Annotated in this window: 14 protein-coding genes; 5 read left to right on the top strand and 9 right to left on the bottom strand. The window is 64.0% G+C overall.

The features are described from left to right. Positions 1–75: 75 nt before the first annotated feature. On the top strand, positions 76–1,359 hold the full coding sequence (locus tag QAZ47_RS01335; RefSeq protein WP_278232236.1) for an O-antigen ligase: 1,284 nt from the start codon (positions 76–78) through the stop codon (positions 1,357–1,359). A gap of 239 nt (positions 1,360–1,598) precedes the next feature. Here the strand turns inward: QAZ47_RS01335 and QAZ47_RS01330 are convergent, their stop codons facing one another. The 3 genes from QAZ47_RS01330 to QAZ47_RS01320 all read right to left on the bottom strand — a co-directional run bounded on the left by QAZ47_RS01330 (position 1,599) and on the right by QAZ47_RS01320 (position 4,830). Then, positions 1,599–2,690, bottom strand: coding sequence for an acyltransferase (locus QAZ47_RS01330; RefSeq protein WP_278232235.1), 1,092 nt, complete (start codon positions 2,688–2,690; stop codon positions 1,599–1,601). Positions 2,691–2,807: 117 nt separating this feature from the next. Beyond that, complete coding sequence (locus tag QAZ47_RS01325) at positions 2,808–3,998, bottom strand: polysaccharide biosynthesis/export family protein (RefSeq protein ID WP_278207760.1); 1,191 nt, start codon at positions 3,996–3,998, stop codon at positions 2,808–2,810. A gap of 154 nt (positions 3,999–4,152) precedes the next feature. Continuing rightward, positions 4,153–4,830, bottom strand: a complete 678-nt coding sequence (locus QAZ47_RS01320; RefSeq protein ID WP_278075224.1) for a sugar transferase — start codon at positions 4,828–4,830, stop codon at positions 4,153–4,155. A 583-nt stretch (positions 4,831–5,413) separates the two neighbouring features. Here QAZ47_RS01320 and QAZ47_RS01315 point away from each other — a divergent pair. Beyond that, complete coding sequence (locus QAZ47_RS01315; protein ID WP_347567178.1) at positions 5,414–5,704, top strand: exopolysaccharide production repressor exox; 291 nt, start codon at positions 5,414–5,416, stop codon at positions 5,702–5,704. Here the strand turns inward: QAZ47_RS01315 and QAZ47_RS01310 are convergent. The 6 genes from QAZ47_RS01310 to QAZ47_RS01285 all read right to left on the bottom strand — a co-directional run bounded on the left by QAZ47_RS01310 (position 5,675) and on the right by QAZ47_RS01285 (position 11,518). After that, positions 5,675–7,582: an ABC transporter ATP-binding protein gene (locus QAZ47_RS01310; RefSeq protein WP_278232234.1), complete on the bottom strand. Its 1,908-nt coding sequence runs from the start codon at positions 7,580–7,582 to the stop codon at positions 5,675–5,677. The genes QAZ47_RS01315 and QAZ47_RS01310 overlap by 30 nt on opposite strands. An 8-nt stretch (positions 7,583–7,590) precedes the next feature. Then, positions 7,591–8,580 carry a serine kinase gene (locus QAZ47_RS01305; protein WP_278232233.1) on the bottom strand — a complete coding sequence of 330 codons (990 nt, stop codon included), beginning with the start codon at positions 8,578–8,580 and terminating at the stop codon, positions 7,591–7,593. Then, positions 8,577–10,499 carry a lasso peptide isopeptide bond-forming cyclase gene (locus QAZ47_RS01300; RefSeq protein ID WP_278232232.1) on the bottom strand — a complete coding sequence of 641 codons (1,923 nt, stop codon included), beginning with the start codon at positions 10,497–10,499 and terminating at the stop codon, positions 8,577–8,579. The genes QAZ47_RS01305 and QAZ47_RS01300 overlap by 4 nt, the downstream gene beginning before the upstream one ends. 3 nt (positions 10,500–10,502) lie before the next feature. Next, the gene (locus tag QAZ47_RS01295) at positions 10,503–10,919 is read right to left on the bottom strand and encodes a lasso peptide biosynthesis B2 protein (RefSeq protein ID WP_278232231.1); all 417 of its coding nucleotides are present in this window, start codon (positions 10,917–10,919) and stop codon (positions 10,503–10,505) included. Then, positions 10,903–11,202 (bottom strand): PqqD family protein, encoded by a 300-nt coding sequence (locus tag QAZ47_RS01290; RefSeq protein WP_278232230.1) that lies wholly within the window; start codon positions 11,200–11,202, stop codon positions 10,903–10,905. The genes QAZ47_RS01295 and QAZ47_RS01290 overlap by 17 nt, the downstream gene beginning before the upstream one ends. 163 nt (positions 11,203–11,365) lie before the next feature. Then, positions 11,366–11,518 (bottom strand): lasso peptide, encoded by a 153-nt coding sequence (locus QAZ47_RS01285; RefSeq protein WP_278075231.1) that lies wholly within the window; start codon positions 11,516–11,518, stop codon positions 11,366–11,368. A gap of 36 nt (positions 11,519–11,554) precedes the next feature. Between QAZ47_RS01285 and QAZ47_RS01280 the strand changes: the two genes are divergently transcribed. The 3 genes from QAZ47_RS01280 to QAZ47_RS01270 all read left to right on the top strand — a co-directional run bounded on the left by QAZ47_RS01280 (position 11,555) and on the right by QAZ47_RS01270 (position 14,253). Continuing rightward, on the top strand, positions 11,555–11,743 hold the full coding sequence (locus QAZ47_RS01280; RefSeq protein ID WP_278232229.1) for a hypothetical protein: 189 nt from the start codon (positions 11,555–11,557) through the stop codon (positions 11,741–11,743). A gap of 274 nt (positions 11,744–12,017) precedes the next feature. Then, a complete protein-coding gene (locus QAZ47_RS01275; protein ID WP_278232228.1) occupies positions 12,018–13,175 on the top strand; it encodes a nucleotidyltransferase family protein in 1,158 nt (385 codons plus the stop codon). 61 nt (positions 13,176–13,236) lie between these two features. Next, positions 13,237–14,253, top strand: coding sequence for a glycosyltransferase family 2 protein (locus QAZ47_RS01270; RefSeq protein ID WP_278232227.1), 1,017 nt, complete (start codon positions 13,237–13,239; stop codon positions 14,251–14,253). The last annotated feature ends 24 nt before the right edge of the window (positions 14,254–14,277 follow it).

The following is a 14,277-nucleotide window of genomic DNA, read 5'->3' as shown; positions in this document are numbered from 1 at the left end:
CTGGGCTGAACATTGGCTTGCGCCGGCTAGCAGTTGCTGAACCGCTCTTAAGGCTGAACGGACAAAAAATCCGGCATGAAGATACCGAAATCCATTCTGCTCGATCCGGAGGCAAACAAGGCCTACGGCACCTTTGCCGTGGTGGTCTCCGTCTTTGCCTTTGCCTATTCCAGCAATTTCGGCCAGATCCTGATCCTTGCCTACTACGCGGTCTGGCTGCCGCTGCTCTTCGTCGACTACAGGCGCTTCACCTGGAAGCTCTCCTACGCCTGGCTGCCGATACTCTTCGCAGCCTATGTGTGCCTGTCGGTCTTCTGGTCGCAGGCCGCCGGCATCAGCGCGCGTGCGGCGGTGCAGTATTCCTCGCACATCGTCTGTGCCTATATCGCGGCCCGCACCATCAGCGTCCGCACGCTGGTGCTGGGCTCGTTGATCGGCATCTTCTTCGTCCTGCTCTATTCGCTGAAAGTCAACGCTTACGCACTCGACACGATCGACGGCACTTTCAATTTCGTCGGCGCTTTCACCTCCAAGAACCTGGTCGGTTTCTTCTCGTCGCTCGGCATCTTTTTGTCCCTCGTCTTCCTGATGTTCTACCGGCGCAACTGGCTGAGCTTCCTCTGGACCGCGCCGATCATCCTGATGTCGGCATACATGCTGGCGATCGCCCATTCGGCGACATCCGTCGCCTCGCTGCCGGCGGTGCTTGGCATCGTCATCCTGCTGACCATGAGCAGGGTCCTGTCGCGGCGCTACCGCCGCGTGCTGTTCGTGGTCGGCGGCGGCGCGCTGGTGGCCGGCGTCGTGGCCGCGCTGAACCTCGGCCTGCTGGACGTCGTGCTCGGCATCTTCGGCAAGGATTCGACGCTGACCGGCCGCACCTATCTCTGGCAGCAGGGTTGGGAGGCGGCGCAACTGCATCCGCTGCTCGGCTACGGCTACGCGGCCTACTGGGTGCAAGGCTTCGCCGATCCGGAACGGTTGTGGGCGGAATTCTACATCACGACCCGCACCGGCTTCCACTTCCACAACACCTATGTCGAAACCCTGGTCGAGATCGGCTTCGTCGGTGTCACCATGCTGGCGCTGATCATTCTGCGCGCCTTCTACGGTCATGTATCGAAGGTGGTGTTCGGCGCCTGGAGCGCCGATTCAGTGGTGCTCGCCGGTGTTGTCGGGCTGATGCTGATACGCTCCTTCTTCGAGGTCGAGATCCTCGGCCCTTACTTCATGGCCTCCTTCATCGTCTATTACGGCCTGTTCAAGCTGAACCCGCTGCCGGTCGCCCGGCGACGGCGTGTCGCCATCCCGGTCCATGACGAAAAGCCGGCAGCCGGCCACATGCCGGCTCCGGTCTGACCGGCTGCAGCAAATTCCAGCGAAAAGTGTGGGCCAGTCTTCCGTTCGGAAAGAGCTGAGCCGCTGCAAGGTCTGTTGAGATTCAGGTCAGGCCGAGCCGAGAAAGGTGGCTTCCGAGAACCGGCCTTCGCCGCCTTAATTTAGCTGCCGCGCCATTCGTGAATGCCTTCGGTCGGCGAAGGCCGGAAGCGGAGGAAGTCGCCGTTCGCAGGCCGGCCTCACCTGAATATCGACAGACCTTAGGCCACGGCCCGCGAGCGCTGCATCTGCCGCTGCAGGAAGCGGCGCACCGGCTCGTCGTAGATACGGGTGGCGACGTCCGCGATGACGATGACCGCGACGATCATCGCGATGCCGAACCAGGGATGGTGCGCGAACGGGTCCACTGATACCGCCTTGCCGGCGCCGGCGATGATCATCAGCATCGGCGTGTGGATGATGTAGATCGGGTAGGAAATCCGCCCCAGCCAGCCGTAGATGCCTGCCAGGCGCGGCGCCGTCGGCGCCACGGCGCCGGTCACCACCATGATCGGGAAGACGACGGCGATGCAGGCGAGATCGTAGGCGACGCGCGCGCTGCCAGCGGGTGCAATCGCGAAGACGATCAGCGTGAGCAGGATCGCGGCCTCGACCCACCAGCCGCGCCGCAGGAAGCCGAGGCTGTCCTGGTAGCGCGCCATCGAACGGCACAAGAGCACGCCCAGGAAGAAGGAGAACGACACGCGCGGCAGCCCGCTGATGATGGTCTTGCCGGTCATGCCGAAATCGAGCGTGCCGGCGATCACCGAGGCGACGATCAGCAGCACCAGGCTGGCAGCGACCAGCGCCGTCAGCACGCGCCTCGACAGCAGGAAGAAGACGGCGGCATAGGCGATGTTGACGATCAGCTCGAAGAACAGCGACCATGAGGCGGGATTGAGCGGAAAGATCGTATGGTAGGCCTCGCCGACCAGCGGAATGAACAGCATGCCTGTCGCGAGCTGAGTGCCGATCTCGGACAAGGGTATGTATTCCGTTGGGATCAGCCTGTTCTTGATCAGCAGATAGAAGCAGCCGAGCAGCGTGCCGGCGAGATAGAGCGGATAGAGGCGTATCAGGCGGATGGCCAGGAACGTGCCGAAGCCCATGCCGTTCTCGATCTTGCGATCGTAAGCGTGGGCGATGACGAAGCCGCTGAGCAGGAAGAACAGGTCGACCGCGAGATAGCTCGACGGCAGCACCTTGCCGTCGGCCAAAAACGGCGAGAAGTGATAGAGCATCACGCTGATCGCGGCCACGCCGCGAATGGCGTCGAGGTTGAGGTATACGTGACGCGGAGCGGCGGGCTGCATTCGATGCCTTCAAGCGGTGCAAACAGATCGCTCGCCCGCACCTCGGCGCGAACGAGCCTGACATGTTCCTCCCGCCTCCATCGTTCGGGCCGTGCTGAAAGGCCCGAGCCGGTGACGCTATTGACTGGCCGTCGGCGCCAGCTTGACCTTGATCACGTCGCCCGGCAGCACCGGCGTGTCTTCCTTGGCGTCGACCTCGCTGGTCTTGCCGTCGGCAACGCGCACCAGCGAGTAGAGCAGGGTCGGTTGCTCGCTGCCGGTGATGGAAGCCATCGTCGCGGGGTCCGACGCCTGGGCGATCAGACCCTTCTGCATGGCCACCCTCAGCGTCGCCTCGTTCAGGTCGGCTTCGGCCTGCTGCCGGCTGGCGGCCAGGTTGGAGTTGAGCGTGTTGCGGGCATCGATGGCGTCCTGCTCGGCCTTGCTGATCGACTGCTTGGCCGTGAGGATGGCCGTCTCATAGTCGAGGATCTTGCCCTGCAGGTCGGCCACCGACTGTTTCGAATCGAGCAGCCGCGCATTGGCGACCAGGCCTTTCTGTGCCAGCGGGCCGATGCTGGTGAGCTGCTGCTGCGCCAGATCCACCTGCTGCTGCTGGTTGCCGATCTTCTTCTGCAGCGATTCGATTTCGCCCTGCAGAACCCCTTTCAGGTCGTCGAGCGCGTCCAGCTTCAGCTTCAGCGCCTTCTGGTCGGCCGTGAGAATCTGCATTTCATCGGCAGCGATCGCCTGCACGCGCGGATCGCCCTCGACCTCCTTCGGAACCTCGAAGCTCGTCTTGCCGGCCAAGTCCGCATCGATGCGGGCGCGCTTGACAAGCAGCCGCAGCCGCTGGTCGTCATAGATGTCGAAACTGCCCTTGGCGGTGACGAGGTCCTTGCCGAGCTGGGGGCCGTAGTCGGCGCTTCGACGGATGCCGCCGGCGATGCTCACCGCCTTCAGCACCGTAAGGTCGGGCACAAAAGGAAACTGGCCGGGATTCTGCACCTCGCCCGAAATGTAGAATGGCCGGAACTGCGCCATTTCGACCGAGGCTTCTGGCTTGTCGGGCAGCGCCAGCTTGCGCTGCAGCGCAACCCCGATCGCCGTCGCGATCTCCGACGTCGTCTTGCCGGCGGCCTGCATCTCTCCGACGAAAGGCACCGAGAGCGTCCCGGCGGGACCGACCGAATAGTCGCCGTTGATGGCCGACCAGTCGCGGAACGTGCCGTCGACCGTCTGCCATTCGGCGACGCGGATGTTGAGCTTGTCTTGCGGGCCGAGCCGATAGTCCTCGGCCGTCGCCGTCTGTGGCGTCGCAAGACACATTACGAGCGCCACGGCCGCGAACCGGCTGGGCGCCTTGGAAAGGAGTCCGAAGGTGTATGTTTTCAATGAACGTTTCCGATCCGCGTTGGCCCCATCCGCCCGATGAGATCACTGCCGGATGCCTGCCCCGAGTTCGGCGGGGCAGGCCCGTCGGTCAATAGCTGCCGCGCGACATCCACACGGCAGGCACGGTCTTCACGATGATGCGGATGTCTTCGACCATCGACCAGTTCTCGACATAGTGGCGATCGAAGGCGACGCGCGTGTCGTAGGACACGTCGTTACGCCCGCTCACCTGCCACAGCCCGGTGAGGCCGGGACGCGACTTCAGATAATAGACGGCTGCACTGCCGTAGATTTCGAGCTCGTCGCGCACGACGGGGCGTGGCCCGACCAGGCTCATGTCGCCCTGCAGGATGTTGATGATTTGCGGCAGCTCGTCGAGGCTGAGCTTCCGCAACACCGCGCCGACACGCGTCACGCGCGGGTCGTTCTTCAGCTTGCGCGTCGCCGCCCATTCGGCGGCGGCGTCGGGGTTGGCGGCGAGGTGCGCGGCCAGCACCCGCTCGCCGTCCTGCACCATGGTGCGGAATTTGAGGCAGGCGAAGATCCTTCCGCCGCGACCGATTCGCTTGTGGCCATAGAAGATCGACCCGCCGTCGGAAAGCTTGACCAGCAGCGCGACCATCAGGAAGAGCGGGCTGAGCAGAACCAGGCCCGCCAGGGAACCGACGATATCGAAACTGCGTTTGAGCAGACCGCCGATGGGGGGTGGAAAATCAATGCCAGCCTGCGAAAAAGCCGCATTAGCCGACTTGGCGACGTCCCTCATGCAGAAGCTCCATACGTTGAACGGATGGTTTACGGCACGATACCAAAAAAATGCTGCAGCGCAACACACAATTTCCCATCCGCGTGAAATGTTCGCGTCATGAATTGACTAAATAATAAACCTGCCGTGCCCAAATTTTGGCCTTTGTGGCATGTTTATGACAAGGTGAGAGAATTTTTGCGAAATGTAGTGCCGCTTTTGGGCTGTTTTTGGGCAGTGCATTCTTTGCTGCAGACGAGCAGCGGTTGCAGGGCGTAAGAATCACTCGCGCCGGTAAGTTCTTAGCGTAAAATACTAATTAATGTTTTGGGTTCTACTATCGAGGGTTTCGTTGTGGTGAATAGGCGGCGATGCCGGAGTGTGCGTCGCAGCATGGCGGAGTCGATGCCGCGAAACCGTTGGAAATCACCTGCATTTGGCCTTGTTGCAAAGGCTTCGCCTTAATAGAGTCGCAAACTGTTTCTGTCATAGTTTGGATGGGTCAGGAAGGTCGGAAGCAACCGGCCGAATTGGGCAGCCAGAAATAGCTCTTTGGCGCAACGGGGAGTTACGCGGGTGGGTAAGTCACTGCTTTTGCATGCTTGTGTCGGTTGACGGGCCGACGAGCATGTCTTTGCCAAAATTCATCGTCGGAATGTTATTCGCGCTCGCGATCGTGGTCGGCTGGTCCTACTTCGACGGAGCATCGCTTGGCACCATCATCATGCGTGCCGTCATTTGCGCCGTCATCATTCAGGCGGGCTATTTCCTTCTGGTCTATGCGATGATCGCCAGCAGCAGGCCGATGTCCGCCGAAAAGGCCCGGGAGGCCGACCGCGGCATCAAGGTGGCCGAGGGCGAAAAGCTAACCGCCAGGCGCGGCAGTCTCCGCTGACCGCTCAGCGGGCGTGGGAAGCGGCGCCCTGTCCGCCAATGTCTTGTCGGCCGACGTCTCGGCGTCCCGTTCGGCCCGTTCGCCGGAGAGCATCCTGGCCAGCCGGCTGCCGGACTTTGCCTTCAGCTGCTGATATTGCCCGACCTCGACGATACGCCCGTTCTCGATGGCTACGACCCAGTCGGCGAAGGCGATCATCGATGGCCGGTGCGCGATGGTGAGGATGGTCATCTGGCCGCGCAGCCCGTCGATCGACTGGGCGATCAGCGACTGATTCTGCCAGTCGAGCGCGCTCGTCGCCTCGTCGAGGATGAGCAGCGAAGGCTTGCGCAACAGCGCTCGCGCCAGCGCGATGCGCTGGCGTTCGCCGCCTGAGAGCCTGACGCCGCGATCGCCCACCACCGTTTCCAGCCGCCGGTCGAGCCGCTCGACGAAGTCGGCCGCATGCGCCTTGCGCAGCGCCGCCCAGAGTTCCTCGTCTTCGGCCCGCGGCGCCGCCAGGCGCAGATTGGCGGCGATGGTGTCATGCAGCAGGAAAACGTCCTGCGGCACATAGGCCACCTGATCGCGCCAAGCCCTGCGGCTTTTGGCGGTGATCTCGACGCCATCGGCCAGGATACTGCCCTCGGTCGGCTCGAGCAGCCCAAGCAGTATGTCGGCGATCGTGCTCTTGCCCGAGCCGGACGGACCGATCAGCGCCGTCACCTTGCCGGCGGGAAGGCCGAAGGTGATGCCGCCGACCACCGGCTTTCCGTCGCCATAGGCGAACGAGACGCCGCGGACGTTGAGGCCGGTGTCGAGCGAAAGCCTTGCGTCCTGCCCGGCATCGCCGGGCTCCGTCTCGCGCTCGGCGTCGAAGCGCGCCTGCAAGGCCTGCATGGCGGTGTATGCCGGCAGGTTGATCAGGACCTGCTGCGCCTGCGTCTGCATATCCATGAAGCGCGGCGCGACCCGCATGAAGACCAAGAGCAGCACGACGATTTCCGCAAGCGACAGATGGAAGCGCACCAGCGCGATGTAGATGAACAGGCTGAGCCCGATGACGCTCGCCACCTGGAACAGCGCGGTGCCGATGGTGCTGTTGCGGACATAGGCGACGTTGTCCGCCTTCATCTTCTCGAGTGTCGCTCGGAGCTGCGCGAAATAGCCCGCTTCCACATTCAGGCTCTTGGCCACCTTGATGCCGCCAAGGAATTCCGAGACCGTGCGGTACTGGTCCTGGCGGCTGCTCGTCAGCACACGGCCATAGGCGGTGGCACGCGCACGGAAGGGCTGCATTGCAACGAACAGGATCACGCCGATGAGAATGGCGAAGGATGTCATCACCGGCGAGATGAACAGCGAGACCACGAGGTAGCCGGCAAGCAGCAACGTCGTCTGGGCGAGCATCAGCAGCGAGAAGGCCGCCGCCTGCACCCTGTCGATGTCGCCGGTCAGCGCGTGGTCGAGATCGGATCCGCGCATGCGGGTGAAGACGCCCCAGCGCGCCTTGCCGACACTCTCGAACAGGTTCATGCGCACGCGGTTGACGAAGTCGTAGAGCAGCCGCGCCATGTAGAGCGACTTGAAGCGGTTGAACATCGCCTGCAGCGCCACCAGTCCGACGAGCAGACAGAGCACCGTCGCAAGCGACAGCGTTCCGCCGGGTAGAAGCCAGCGCAGAGCGCCGGGCACCCGCACGGCAAAATCCTGGTCGGCATTGCCGATCAGGTGCAGGAGCGGGATCACAAGCAGGATCGAGAGGCCCTCGGTCAGGCTTCCCAGGATCAGGAAGGCCAGCGCCGTCAGCGTGCGCCGCCCGCCGATCTGTGCCATCACGCCGCCGAAGCCGGCGACATCCCGCAAGAGCGACAGGCGAAGTTTCGAGGACTGGGCCATGCGTCCGCTCACCTTGCCTGCGTGCCGGCGGCCAGATCGCGCTCGATCAGGGCGACGGCCTCGTCGATCCGCTCGAGCCCTGCCGGCACTTCGAGATGGCCGACCCCGACCTTGGCGGCTAGCTGCGCGCACTGGCCGAGATGCGCGGAAGCGAAATCGCCGACCAGCGCCTGCCGGCCGAACCGGGTGACGTAGGAGAACCTGATGATCGCCGGCAGGGCGCCGGCGCCTGGCAGCGGCGTGATCGCCGCCCGCTCGCCGCGCTTCAGCATATAGATTCGCGCAAGGGGCGCTGCTTCATCTGAAAATCCGTTGTGGAGACGGTGCTGCGCCTTCTCGATTTGCGGATGCACCTGCGGCCGCACCTCCGCCTGGCCGATCCTGACGGCGTCGGCGGCGTCGGTTGCGAGCTTGAGCTGCGGAAAGCCAGGCAGGATCATCGGCCGGGAAGGGTTGGACAGGTCCAGCGCCACGACGTCGTCGGTAAGCAGAAGGTGACCGGCGCGGATCATCGCTCCCGCCGTGGTCGACTTGCCGGCGCCCTTGTCGCCCATGAAGACCACGCTTTGGCCGCCAACGGCGATCGCGCTGGCGTGCAGGACGAGCAGGCGGCGCTGATGGAGGGTGAGCGCCAGCACCGGACCCAAAAGCGGGAAGGCGAGCAGCGGATCGTCGATGCCCGGCGCCGGATCGACATCGATCCTGGAAGCATCGCTGATCAGGAAGGTGCCGACGGCTTGCCAAGACAGATACTGGCGCGTCGGCTCGAAGCGAAAGGCGGTTCCGCCTTCCATTGCAGGCCTGGGAAAGTCGACCGGGCCGACTGCGATCGCGATATCGGGCGGCGCCGGCACCGTCGGCTGCAACTCCGGCAGCGCCACCTCGGAGCTGATCGTCAGGCCATAGGCTCTGTAGAAGCGGCGAACGCGCCCGCTCAGATCTTCGGGCCCGATGTCGGGATCCGGCCTGGTCGCGATGGGAGCGGCTGAACCGTTCATGCGAGGCTCCCCATCGGCTGGATCCGCCGCAGCCAGAGCGACAGCGAGATCGAGCGCCAGACATATTGCACATCGAGCGGCGCGGCTTCGCCTGGTTTTTGCAGCAGCCGCGCATAGGCGGCGTTGACTTCGCTCAGATTGACATAGGGCGCGATGCGGTCGCCCTCGGATACCAGTACGGTGTCCAGAAGGTCGCGATGGTTTCGGAGCATGCCGTTGACCAGGTTGGCGGTGAAATCGATCTTGTCCCGCCGCCACTGCACCGCCGGCGGCAGCACGCCTTCCATCGCCTGGCGCAGCACATGGCGGCCGAAGCCGTTGTGGAGCTTTTCCTCGCCGGGCAACGCCAGGCAGAACTCGACCAGCGGCTTGTCCCAGAACGGATAGCGCGGCTCGACGCCGAAATTGGCGGCGGCCTTGTCCAGCACTTCGAAGGCGTGCGGCACCAGTCCGGTCGAGAGTACCCAGCGATGGGTGAGCGCCTCGCTGGCGCTCACGCTGGGCGGCATGTAGCCGGCCCGGTGGAAGCGGTCGACGAGGTCGGTTCGCCTGGCAAGCTCGGCATTGACCAGGGCGCCCCAGGCGGGGACGCGCGCCTGTGCGGCGGTCTTTAGCCGCAGTCTGGACAGAAGCCGGTTCATCCGGTTTCGCCACCTGGCGATTCGCCATGCCGGTCCATAGACGGTCAGGAATCGGAAATACATGGCGAGCATGCCTTCGCCATAGGTGCCGGTGGCGCCGTGAAGCTCGCGCCAGAGCGCAAGCCATCGGCCGGCATTGGCGAGCTCATGCAGCAGTCCGTGCCCGTGCGAAACGACCTCGTCGCCGCCATGACCGTCGAGCAGCACCTTCACCCCCTTGGCACCCGCCGTCCGGTAGATGCTGCGGGTCAACGACAGGCCGGGGGCGAGGAACGTCCCCTCCTGCTCCTCCAGGATGCGTTCGAACTCGGCGAAGGGCGCGTAGTTGCCAACGGAAATCATCGTGCCGTCGAGCCTGTGCCGGTCGAGCACCGCGTCGATGAACGACTTCTCGTCCATCGGCGAGCCCTTATCGAAGACCAGCGAGAAGGTCTTCAGCCGCTGTCTGTGCTCCGCGGCCGCTTGCAGGCCGGCGACGCCTGCGATCGAGGACGAATCGAGGCCGCCGCTCAGCATCGCGCCTATGGCGGGCGTGCCGCGCATCCGGTTCCGCACCGACTGTGAGAAGAGATGCCTGAATTCCTCAGTGGCATCCGGGCGCAGCGGCCTGGGCGAAGGCTCGACCTGCCAGTAGGGACGAAGCATCACCTGGCTGTCCGTCACCGTCAGGATATGGCGGGCCGGCAATCGGAAGATTTCGGCATACTGGGTCGACTGCGGATCGTCGGGCAATCCGGCAAGGAAGCCGGAAATCTGATGCTCGCTGATGCGCGTGCCGACACCGTCCAGAGCGAGGAGAGGGCCGATCTCCGAGGCAAAAGCGAAGCGCCTGGCGGTCGAGTGATAATGGAAAGGTTTGATGCCGAAATGGTCGCGGGCGCAAAACAGCGCCCGGCGCTCGGCGTCCCAGATCGCGAAGGCGAAATCGCCTTGCAGATAGGTCGGACAGGCATCGCCCCATGTGAGATAGGCCTGCATCAGGAGCATCGCGTCGTTGACCGGCCGGTCGCCTGCGCCGAGCCGCGCCAGAAGCTCGTCGCGGTTGTCCAGCCGGCAATCGGCCGTGATGGCGAGCTTGCCGCCGGCCATGATCAGCGGGCCTGGGCCGTTCTCGCCGGTCGTGTCGAGCCAGGCATGGCCAAGCGCCACGCTTCCCGCCGTCCACCACGAGCTGCCGTCGCGGGCCCGGTGGCGCATGTGCGCCAGCATCTGCTGGATGTCGGTCGCCTGGGCGGGTCCGCCGTCTTGCCTCAGCAGAATTCCGGCGATGCCGCTCATGGCTTATTGCCCGTGATCGACGAGATGGGTGAAGCCGTTGATCGAGCCGCCAAGCACGATGTGGTCGCCGCTGACCAGCCAGGCATGCGCCTTGAGCTCCGCGCCGGTCCCGCGCTCGATGCCGATGCAGATCTTGGAGGCATTGCCCTGGCGGGCAAGTAGATATTGTCCGGCGAGAGCCTGGGTGAGGCAACTGGCGCCGGGCACGAAACGCGCCGCGGCGGCCACGCCCCATGCTACACGCCGCAGATCGGCGATACCGGCGACATTCCTCGCCTCCAGCCGGGTCACCAGAGCGCGCACACGGTTGTAGGAGCAAAGTGTCAGCCCCAGCCGCACGAGGCCGACCACCGCCAGACAGCGCGCCAGAAACAGCATCTCCGGGCCGCTAAGGGAGAGGGCCCTAGGCCAGTTCCTCATGGTGGAGCCTCGCAAGCCCGGCTTCGATCAGCCCCTTGAGCAAGCCTTCGACATCGGCCTTGCAGCGTTCGGCCTCGACATCGTAGCGCGCGATCACGGCGCTTCTTATGTCGAGGATCGGTCGTGGCTCCTGGATCAGCTCCCAGATGTAGGCGCCGACGCCGTTCAGGCTGTAGTAGATGTTGGATTTGAGATGGAGCAGCGCCAGTCCGTTGCCGAATTCGCAAGCCACCGCGTCGCCGGTCGCGACCACGCGGTCATGGTCCGATGGGTTCCAGTGCATCCTAAAACCTCGTTCTTGAACGCCACGCGTCTTCCGACCTGGACCGGGATCGGTTGCCTGCGATCGCCCGGCCAGGAAGCCGGGAGGCATGAGCCCCCCGGCTCACCTGTTTAAAAGAAACGCTCGGAGCCCCAAAATCCGACAACTCCGAACGCGTGCAACCTCAGGAGAAGGTGAGCTGGTCGAACGGCGTGTGCGCGGGAAATGCCGCGTCCAACGCTGTCGTACCAGCGCCGCCCTGCGTGATCGTTTCGATCGAACCGTGAACCGTCAGGCTGGGGGTCTCGTACTGTTGCTTCTCAACATTCTGTTCCATTTTACTCTCCAACTGAGGACTGGAAGCGGCTTCAGAATGCCGCCAGCACATTTCTATGCTGCGTTGCAATTGCTGCACGGCAACATTTATGAGTCAAGCCTGATTTACCGGGCATTAATCAATTCTCGGTTGCGGTGGCAGTCGTCGATGATGACGTCGCCGGCCTTTGCATTTTGGGCGGATATCGTCCGGGCGCTCAACGCTGCTTTTTTGCCGTTTAAGTAAGCATTTGATTTGGTTCGAATAAGTTTCCGAACTCAAATGGCGCTCTCGCAGCTGCGAAGAAGATAGCGCGGAAAATACCGGTTGCCGGGTCACGTCGCGGCCCACCGGGCCTGTCTTCAAAAGTGATCGGCGACACGGCGAATCTGAACGCGAAGGTTGCAGAAGCGAGGCCGCCTCGGAACTCGCTGGATAACCGTTCTGATTTTTGCCGATGCTTTTCTTCGCAGGTGCGGTATAAACGCCGCGGGCGGTTTTGTGGAGAACGACATCGGGCATGGCCGTGCAGGATGCTTCCTACGACAGGCTGCGTGCGTCCGGCTGCGCCGACGAAGTCGCCTATGTGCAGGCCTGTCTGCGGCTGTTCTTCAACCCGGCTGCGGGAGCCGCCGACCATGGCGGCATGCCGGCTCCGGCAATCTCCGTGGCCGACGTTGCCGACATTGCGAGGTTGAACAAGGTCGCGGTCTTTTTGCTCAAGGCCCTCTCGCACGGGGCGATCGCCGCGACGCCTGCCGAATTGCTCGCATGGCTCGATGGCTATCGCCGGCGCACCATGTCGATGAACGCCGCCTGCATCGGCGATTCGATCGCCATCCATCGGGTGCTGCGTGACAGGCAGGTCGACTTCGTCTTCCTGAAGGGGCCGCTGCAGCAGCAATTACTCTATGGTGATCATTTCATGAAGCCGTCCGGCGACGTCGACATACTGGTTTCGCCGTCCGGTTTCTTCGCCGCCCGCGAGGCCCTCCGCTCGGCCGGCTACGAGGTCGCGGGCAAGTCGCGCTCGGTCTGGTGGGTGCGCTTCCTCGGCGAGCAGCACATGGTCCGCGACGACGGGGTTCGGGCCGCCACGGTCGATCTCCACCACCGGCTGCAGCAGCCTGGCTCGCCCAGTCCGCGCGACATAGACGGCTTCCTGCGCCGCAAGCGCGAGATCGAGATTGCCGGAACCGCCATGCCTTTGATTTCGGCGCCCGACATGCTGCTCTTGTCCTGCATCAGCGTCGCCAAGGCCTTCTTCAACCGCGAGCCTTGCGCCGGCTATGTCTGCGACGTCAGGGCAGCTTCCAGTCGGTTGAGCGAAACCGAGCAGAAGATGGTGCTCGACCATGCCGCCGAGCAAGGTCTGGCCGATACGCTGCTGCTTGGTTTGCGCGCTGCCGATGTCCTGCTTGGCGGCACCGCCACGCTGCTTTCGGATCGCGCCACACGGATCCTGGCGCGCATCGACAATGCCGACCTGTTCCACATGGTGATCGCGCCCTGGCTGTCGTCGTTGCGCTGGCCGCAGCGGCGGACGGTGCTATGGGAGCTCTGCGGCCGCGAGCCGGTGCGCTATCTGGCCGAAGCCGGCTGGGCGGCCTCCGCCGATCTCAGCCGGCGCATCTTCGAGCGGCCGGCCGTTGCCGCGCCGGTGCGGAGCAACGGATGAAGACCGATTTCATATTCAGGGCCATGGGCGGGCTGTCACTCACGCAATTGAAAGGTGAAACATGCCCGTGACGACCCCCAGGGTCTGCGTCATCATCGCCGCCCGCAACGCGGCGCGGACCATACCGGTCGCCATCGCTTCGGCTCTGCGCGAGCCGGAGGTGGCGGAAGTCGTCGTGGTCGACGATGCCTCTACCGACGACACCCAGAATGTGGCGCGCGCCGCCGATGACGGCAGCGGCCGGCTCTCGATCATGCGTCTCGACGTCAACCGCGGTCCCTCCTTCGCCCGCAACGCCGCGATCAAGGCCTCCGCCTCGCCTTTCATCAGCATCCTCGACGCCGACGATTTCTTCCTCGAGGGCCGCTTTCGCCGGCTGTTCGCCAGCGCCGACTGGGATTTCGCGGCCGACAATATCATGCTGATCAGGGACGATGCGGCGGCCGATCCCACCAAGGTCGCGGCTCCTTCCTTTGCGCCCGAACCGCAATTCCTCGACTTCGAGCGCTTCGTCGAAGGCAACATTTCCCGCCGCCGCGTGCTGCGCGGCGAGCTAGGCTTCCTCAAACCGGTGATCAGCAGGGCGTTCCTCGACCGGCACGGGTTGAGCTATGACGAGAACCTGCGGCTCGGCGAGGATTACGAGCTCTATGCGCGCGCCGTCGCGCGCGGAGCGCGTTTCAAGATCATCAAATCTTGCGGCTATGGCGCCATCGTTCGCGCCGATTCGCTGAGCGGGCGCCACAGGACGCAGGATCTGAAGCGGCTTGCCGATGCCGATCTGGCGCTGCTGGCGCTCGGCAACTTGCCGGAAGCCTCGAAGGCCGCCTTGCGGCGCCACGAGCGCCATGTGCGTGACAAATACCGGCTGCGCAATTTCCTCGACGTGAAGGCGGAGCGCGGCCTGGCATCGGCCGCCGCCTACGCTTTCGCCAGCCAGTCCAATCTGATCCCGATCGTTCGCGGCGTGGCCGCCGACAAGCTGGACGCGTTGTTCCGCCGCGCCGGCATTGCTGCAAAGCAGCAAGTGCCGCCGATGCGCTTCCTGATGTCGGCGACAAGTGCCGCGAAGGAATGATCGGACGACGGCAACGGCGTCGGG

The sequence above is a fragment of the Mesorhizobium sp. WSM4904 genome, from assembly GCF_029674545.1.
GTDB lineage: Bacteria > Pseudomonadota > Alphaproteobacteria > Rhizobiales > Rhizobiaceae > Mesorhizobium.
The sequence above is the reverse complement of the archived record's forward strand: the minus strand, read 5'-3'. Positions and strand labels throughout refer to the sequence as shown.